The sequence below is a fragment of the Candidatus Polarisedimenticolia bacterium genome (assembly GCA_035764505.1).
Lineage (GTDB): Bacteria > Acidobacteriota > Polarisedimenticolia > Gp22-AA2 > AA152 > AA152.
This window is the reverse complement of sequence record DASTZC010000121.1, coordinates 1-5,569: the sequence shown is the minus strand read 5'-3', so window position 1 is coordinate 5,569 and position 5,569 is coordinate 1. Positions and strand designations below refer to the sequence as shown.

Here is a 5,569-nt window from a genome sequence, read left to right as displayed (position 1 = left end):
CGGCGCATCTGCTCCGGAGCTTCCGAGCGGGTCCAGCGATAGATGCCGAGCATCAGGATGGGAAAGACCGCCAGAAGGACGCCCGTGGCCCAGGGGCGCAGCCGATTGGGGGATTCGAGAAATCTCTCCCACCCGATCGCCGTCAGGATTGCCACGGCCGGAAAGCAGGGAAGCAGATAGGAAGGAAGCTTGGAGCCGGCGAAGGAGAAGAAAAGAAGAGGCAGGAGGATCCAGAGAAGGAGGAACCCGACCGGCCGGAGCCGGTCGGTCAGCGCTCCCCATCCTTGGCGCAGCGCGCTCCAGACGGAGAAGGGGAACAGCGCCCCCCAGGGAAACGGGCCGATCACCAGGATCGGAAGGTAATAGTAGATGGGGCCAGGGTGATGATGGATGCCGCTGGTATAGCGCTCCAGGTTGCGGTTCACGATGAAATCGTTCCAGAACTCGGAGCCGTGGCGCAGCGCCACGACGATGTACCAGGGAGCCGCCACCAGCAGGAAGGCCGCGAGGCTCGACAGCCAGGGGACGCGCCGCAGCTCGTTCAGACGCCTCTGGAAAAGCAGAAAGGCCCCCGCCACCAGAGCCGGCAGGACCGCCCCGACCGGTCCCTTGGTGAGCACCGCCGCGCCGGCGGCGGCGAAGCAGAGCGGGTAGGCCCAGCTTCGCGAGGCACCCTCCATCGCGGCATAGAAAGCCACGAGCGACAAGGTCACGAAAAAGGTGAGTGGGATATCGGTCACGGCGGTGCGTGAGAACCAGAAATACTCGAGCGAGGTCGCCAGGATCACGCCGGAGCGCCATCCGACGGCGTCGCCGAAGAACCGCCTCGCAAAGGCCCAGGTCAACAGGACGCCGGCCACCCCGAACAAGGCGCTGGGCAGCCGCGCGGCAAGCTCACCCGGGCCGAACAGATGGAAGGCCAGCAGGCCGGCCCAGTAGATAAGGATGGGCTTGTCGAACCAGAGCTGTCCCGCGAGTCTGGGGGCCACCCAGTCGTTGCGTTCCATCATCTCGCGCGTCGCTTCGGCGTTTTTCGGCTCGTCCTTGCCGAGCAGGGGAATCGTGCCGAGCTGAAAGAGGTAGAGCCAGCCGGTCAGTCCGAGCAGGAGAAGGACTTGCAGGCGGGAAGACAACTTGGATGGAGCTTCGGTCAAGCCTGGGGGACCAACGCCGCGAGCGAGCGGTCGCCGGAGGATCGCCGCATCATGCCGCGCGCGCCGGAGCCCGGAGCCGGGCCGCGAAACCTCAGGTGGTCGCCCACCGCGGATCGCTTCTTGCGCGGGACCGAGACCACGTTTCGGTACCAAAGCTCGAGCGAGAGCAGGGTGTAGAGGCGGCGATCGAACTCGCCGCGCGTTGCGCCGCGCTTGGAAAGCTGGCGGTAGAGAGGGCGGCGCTTCAGGGAGCCGGTCATCGATCGCACCCAGGGCGCCAGCTCCTTCGAGAGCCAGAGCTGGATCGGGACGATCAGCCCCTTCTTGTCCTTGCGGTCGATGACCGAGTCGGGGACCAGCCCGCGCGCCGCTTTGCGCAGGATCACCTTCTGCTGCAGGTCGCGAATCTTGAGCTCGGGCGGAATGCGGAACGCCAGCTCCACGATGCGATGGTCGAGGAACGGCGTGCGATTCTCCAGGCCCCAGGCCGCGGCCGCGCGATCGTTCATCGTGATCAGGCTGGGGAGCGACAGCTCGATGTCGGTCCGGCCCATCTGGTCGACCAGCGAAGCGTGGCGACCGAATGCCTCGCGCACCCGCTCCAGTCCAGGCGATCCCTCGCTGCCGCCTCGGCGCACCAGCCGATAATAGCGGACCGCGTAATCCTGGAACATGTCCTCGCGCCAGAAATAGCGGGCCAGGGGCGCGTAGTGGCGCAGCTCCTCGTGAGTGCCCAGCCTTTGCTCGAGGCTCATCAGCAGGTAGCGCACGTAGCCTCCGAAGCATTCGTCGGCCCCCTGACCGCCCAGAACCACCTTGACGTGCCGGCTTGCGAGCCGCGCCAGCGAGAACTCTCCAATCGAGGAGGCGGTGGCGATCGGCTGGTCGAGGTGCCACAGGATGCGCGGGTAGTCGCGCTTGAAATCGGCCGCCGTGGGCTGAATCACCAGGTGTCGTGCGGAGACGTGACGTGCCACCGTCCGCGCGTGCTCGAACTCGTCGTAGCGCGGCCCGTACGGGTAGCGGCAGGTGAACACCACGTCGGGCTTGGCCAGGCAGGCGATGATTGAGGAGTCGAGGCCCCCCGAGAGGAACACGCCGACGGGCACGTCGCTGCGCAGTCGCAGGCGGACCGCATCCTGGAGCAGGGCCCGCAGCTCCTCGACGTAGTCATCTTCCTTGCGGTAGGGACCGTCGAACGAGGGGATGTCCCAATAGCGCGTCACCTTCGCCCGGCGCCCGTCGAACCAGAGGAAGCAGCCCGGAGGCAGGGTCTGGATGCCGCGAAACAAGGTCGCGTCGCCCACCGAGGTCTCGAACTCCCCGAACTCCTCTCCCAGCTCGGGCTCCGCGTCCACGAGCGTCAGGAGGCTCTTGATCTCCGAGGCGAAGGCGAAGCGCAGATCCTTCCGGGCCGTCGTGTAGTAAAGGGGCTTCTCCCCCATGCGGTCGCGCGCCAGGAAAAGGCGCTTGCCGTCCCACAGGGCGATGGCGAACATGCCGATGAAGCGGTCCAGGCACTTCTCGCCCCACTCCTCGAAGGCATGGACGATGACCTCGGTGTCGGAGTGGGAGCGGAACTGGTGCTTCCCCTCCAGCTCGCGCCGCAGCTCGCGGTAGTTGAAGATCATGCCGTTGAAGACGAGGGTGATGGTGCCGTCCTCGTTGGACATCGGCTGCTGCCCGGTCTTGAGATCGATGACCTTGAGCCGCCGGTTCCCGAGGGAGACCGGCCCCAGGCTGACCGTCCCCGAGGCGTCGGGCCCCCGGTGATAGAGGATCTCGGTGGCGGTCTCGATGTCGCCCTTGCCCCAGAATCCCGCGATGCCGCACATCAGGCTTGCTCCTTGAGGATGGGTGTCACCGGCGCTTCTGGATCCGGTATTCGTAGAACGCCTTGGGGAGGTCGGTTGCGGCCTTCAGGGAGAACCATAGCGGCCGCTGGATGAACGACTCGCCCGCATGCCGCCGGAAGAAAGTAATCGGCACCTGGCGGATGCGGTATCCCTTGAAGTGGGCCGCGACAGTGATCAGGCTCTGGAACGAGAAGTAGGACTGGCGGAAGTCGAGGATGTCGGCGAACACTTCCTTGCGATACAGGATGAAGCCCGACTTCACGTCCTCCAGCTTCATCGAGAAAATCCACTGCAGCATGCGTGACAGCCCGACGCTCAAGATCTCGCGCACCCGGCTCTTGTCCTCGCGGTCCTTGCGCCAACCCTGCACCAGGTCCCAGCCCCCCTCCTCCATCGCGCGATACAGCACCGGAATGTCTTCGGGCGCGTACTGCAAGTCGGCGTCGGTGGTGAGAACCCAGGCGCCGGTCGAAGCCTTCAGTCCCGACCTCCACCCGCCCACGATCCCCTGGTTCACCGGGTGATGCACGGGCCGGACATTGTCGAACTGCTTCGCGAGCCGGTCGATCACGCTGCCGGTGGCGTCCCGGCTGCCGTCGTTTACCAGGACGATCTCGGCCGGGATGCCGGCCTGTCCCACGGACTGATTGATCCGGTTCACCAGGAGGGGCAGGTTTTTTTCTTCGTTGAAGCAGGGGACGATGACGCTGAGGCTGGTCTTCAATGCCCCCCCGCCGAGGTGTGGGCCACGCTGCCGCCCAGAAGCGGCATCGGATTGAGCGGCCTGCCGTCCCGACGGACCTCGAAGTGGAGATGGGCGCCGCGGGCATTGCCCGTGTCGCCGACCTGGGCCACCGGCTCTCCCGCCGAGACCCATTGCTCGGAGCCCACGAGGAGCCTCTCGGCGTGGGCATAGACGGTGCTCAGCCCGCCCCCATGGTCCAGCACCACCATGTTGCCGTAGCCGCGCTCGGTCCCGGCCCAGACCACTTTCCCGGCCGCCGCGGCCCGGATCAATTCCCCCTTCACTCCGTCGATGTCGATTCCTTCGTGGTGCGGGCGTCCACCCTCGACGCCGAAGGCGGATGTGATCTGTCCGTCGAGGGGCCAGCTCAGCAGCGGGGTGAGGAGGGTCGGCGAAACATCGAGGGGCGCCGTGGCGCCCGGGATAAACAGGAGGCGGCCCGCCTCGATCCGGCCGGGATCCTGGATCCTGTTGATGTCGGCCATGGTATCGAGATCGATCTGGTAGGCGCGGGAGATCGAGTACAAAGTCTGCCCGCGCAGGACCTTGTGGCAGATTCCCAGCGGCTCCGCGGCGCTCTCCTGCCAGCCGGCGGGGGCGCAGCCGGCTGCGAATGCCCGAAGGTCTGCGGTCATGGCAAACAGCACCAGCACGCAGGCGGCCCGGCACAAGGGACGTCGATGAGTGAACATGTCTGAACTCACGGCGGGGGATTATGAAACAGGAATCTCGCCGAGTCTACCCAAAAAACCGGATTCGTCCTTAGGGGGATCCCAGGGGGCGAGGAGGGGGTAGCGGGGCGGCTTTCTTCCTGCACGAGGATCTCGATGGATTTCTTCACGGACGGGTATTGCGCGGTCGCTATTTCCTTGAAGCCGACCGAAGCAAGTGCTCGAGGACCGGGACATGATCCCGGCGCCGTCTCGAGTTCGACATGGGCCTGTTTCTTCAAAGTGGCAAAGGCGTTGACAGGGTGCGTCGGGAAGGTAGAATACGCCCACTCTCGATCCATCACAGATGTCACTTTAAAGGTGAGCCATGGCCATCACTTCCCGCGGCCTCTGTGCGTATCTCCCGATTCCCTCAGATCATTTTCTCCCTCGGCTGCCCCCACAAGCTCGCGGGAGTCTTTTCGGCATCGCAGCCGCTCCGGCAAACTGACCATGCGAACCGGTTCTCCGGTCCGCGCTCTTCTCGTGGCGCTGTGCCTGCTGCTCGCTCTTTCAGGAGGGTCGGCACAGGAAGGCGCCGCGCCGGCCCCGGTTGCCACCCCTTCCTTCTTGTATTGCCCGGTCTGCGGCCATCAGAACAAGGGGACCAGTCGCTTCTGCGTCAGGGACGGTTCTCCGCTGCCTAGCCTGAGCCCCCAACGCTACACGCGCGGGTTCGTGCGCGCGACCGAGACCTTCACGCTGGAAGAGATCCAGGCCGCCATCCATCAGGCTTCGCGCTCCGTCGTGCGCATTCGGGCGAAGGTGAAGCAGGACCTGCGCACTCCGGAGCAGGACGAGGACGGGCACGGCTATCTCGAGATCGTCAAGGACGAGGCGCGCTTCGCCGGCTCGGGATTCGCCATCGACGCCGACGGATCGATCGTCACGAACGCCCACGTTGCGGCGCCGGACGGTCAGTCCGCGGAGCTGAGCGTCGAGACCTCCACGGGGGAGGGATATTCCGCCAAGCTCGTCGGATTGGATGAAGCCAGCGACCTGGCAGTCCTCCGAATCGACGCCGGCAAGGTGCCTCCCCTCAGCTGGGGCGACTCGGAGAAAGCGCTTCTGGGCCAGGAGACCTGGGCCCTGGGGAACCCGCTG

At 65.7% G+C, this 5,569-nt stretch carries 5 protein-coding genes; 1 reads left to right on the top strand and 4 read right to left on the bottom strand.

Annotated elements, in window-relative coordinates:
- The 4 genes from VFW45_08615 to VFW45_08600 form a co-directional block, all read right to left on the bottom strand.
- Window positions 1-1,133, bottom strand: a 1,133-nt coding sequence (locus VFW45_08615) for a glycosyltransferase family 39 protein (GenBank protein HEU5180842.1), incomplete at its 3' end; no start/stop codon positions are given.
- Between the two features lie 17 nt (window positions 1,134-1,150).
- Entirely contained in the window at window positions 1,151-2,989 is a 1,839-nt protein-coding gene (gene asnB, locus VFW45_08610) for an asparagine synthase (glutamine-hydrolyzing) (GenBank protein HEU5180841.1), read from the bottom strand.
- 25 nt (window positions 2,990-3,014) lie between these two features.
- A complete protein-coding gene (locus VFW45_08605; protein ID HEU5180840.1) occupies window positions 3,015-3,734 on the bottom strand; it encodes a glycosyltransferase family 2 protein in 720 nt (239 codons plus the stop codon).
- The gene (locus tag VFW45_08600; protein HEU5180839.1) at window positions 3,731-4,447 is read right to left on the bottom strand and encodes a LysM peptidoglycan-binding domain-containing M23 family metallopeptidase; all 717 of its coding nucleotides are present in this window, start codon (window positions 4,445-4,447) and stop codon (window positions 3,731-3,733) included. The genes VFW45_08605 and VFW45_08600 overlap by 4 nt, the downstream gene beginning before the upstream one ends.
- A gap of 471 nt (window positions 4,448-4,918) precedes the next feature.
- On the opposite strand from VFW45_08600, the gene VFW45_08595 reads away from it, so the two are divergent.
- The coding region (locus VFW45_08595) for a trypsin-like peptidase domain-containing protein (protein HEU5180838.1) at window positions 4,919-5,569 on the top strand (651 nt) is incomplete at its 3' end.

Bases quoted from the DNA above. Each gene is read 5' to 3' on its own strand.
- asnB (HEU5180841.1), bottom strand. From the start codon at position 2,989: ATGTGCGGCATCGCGGGATTCTGGGGCAAGGGCGACATCGAGACCGCC.
- VFW45_08600 (HEU5180839.1), bottom strand. From the start codon at position 4,447: ATGTTCACTCATCGACGTCCCTTGTGCCGGGCCGCCTGCGTGCTGGTG.